Source organism: Geobacillus sp. ZGt-1 (genome assembly GCF_001026865.1).
Classification (GTDB): Bacteria; Bacillota; Bacilli; order Bacillales; family Anoxybacillaceae; genus Geobacillus; species Geobacillus thermoleovorans.
On sequence record NZ_LDPD01000237.1, the window covers coordinates 1 to 509 of the forward strand.

The following is a 509-nucleotide window of genomic DNA, read 5'->3' on the forward strand; positions in this document are numbered from 1 at the left end:
CTCCTTTTTTGTTTGGTTGTAAATTTATGTTAGCCAATTTGCTCATCTACAGTTTTATTCATGAATCCAAAATCAAAATATATTCGTATGTAGTGATTAAAACGAATTTGAAACAAAAATCAACAGTATAACGTTTGACTGTACAGTTTTTTTAAGAATATAATCTAATTAGCATTACGAAAAATATTAGGGAGTGAGTTCATTGGGAAGTTGTTTAAAATTGGTGAACTTGCAGAATTAGCTGGCGTTTCGAAACGAACCATTGATTATTATACACAATTAGGGTTGCTAGAACCTGTTCGCTCCGAAACAAATTATCGCTATTATCCCGAAGAAAGTTTCGAACGTTTACAGTTAATTGATGCATTAAAAAAACAGCATTTAACTCTGGAGGAAATCAAAGAGCGATTGCAGATTATCCAAAGTCAACCAGATGCTGCGGATGAAATTGTAGATAAAATTGAGCACCTTCAAGAAGAAATGAAACATATTCAAGAAGAACTGTTGGA

General features: G+C 32.4%; 1 protein-coding gene. It reads left to right on the plus strand.

The genetic code is table 11. The features are described from left to right. Positions 1 to 210: 210 nt before the first annotated feature. Positions 211 to 509: MerR family transcriptional regulator (locus VU18_RS16955; RefSeq protein WP_173426839.1), on the plus strand; the 299-nt coding region annotated here is incomplete at its 3' end.